General features: G+C 67.1%; 1 protein-coding gene. It reads left to right on the top strand.

The features are described from left to right. Positions 1 to 686, top strand: a 686-nt coding sequence (locus NZ773_16210; protein ID MCS6803471.1) for a hypothetical protein, incomplete at both ends; no start/stop codon positions are given.

Below are 686 nucleotides of genomic sequence, written 5' to 3'. Positions count from 1 at the left end.
CGCGACGCGCTGTTGGAATATCGCCGCGACGTTGCACCATCGCACTGGGCGACGGCGCATCATTCGCTAGGCAATCTATTCTTGCGCCGCTATGAGCGCAGCGGGGAGGAGGCGCACGCCCGGGCCGCCGAAACGCACTACCGCGACGCGCTGTTGGAATATCGCCGCAACGCTGCCCCGTCGGATTGGGCGATGACCCAGCACGCGCTGGGCAACCTGTTCGCCCGCCGCTATGAGCGCAGCGGGGAGGAGGCACACGCCCAGGCCGCCGAAGCGCATTACCGCGACGCGCTGTCGGAATATCGCCACGACACCGCTCCGTCGGATTGGGCAATGACCCAGCACGCGCTGGGCAACCTGTTCCTTGATCGCTATGAGCGCAGCGGGGAGGAAGCGCACGCCCAAGCCGCCGAAGCGCACTACCGCAACGCGCTGCTGGAGTATCGCCGCGACGCTGCACCGTCGGATTGGGCGATGACCCAGCACGCGCTAGGCACCTTGTTCCTTAATCGCTATGAGCGCAGCGGGGAGGAGGCGCACGCTCGAGCCGCCGAAGCACATTACCGCGACGCGCTGTCGGAATATCGCCGCGACACTGCTCCGTCGCAATGGGCGACGGTGCAACACTCGCTGGGCACTCTGTTCTTGCGCCGCTATGAGCGCAGCGGGGAGGAGGCGCACGCCCG

Source organism: Dehalococcoidia bacterium, assembly GCA_025054935.1.
Lineage (GTDB): Bacteria > Chloroflexota > Dehalococcoidia > SpSt-223 > SpSt-223 > JANWZD01.
This window is presented reverse-complemented; position numbering and strand designations above follow the sequence as displayed.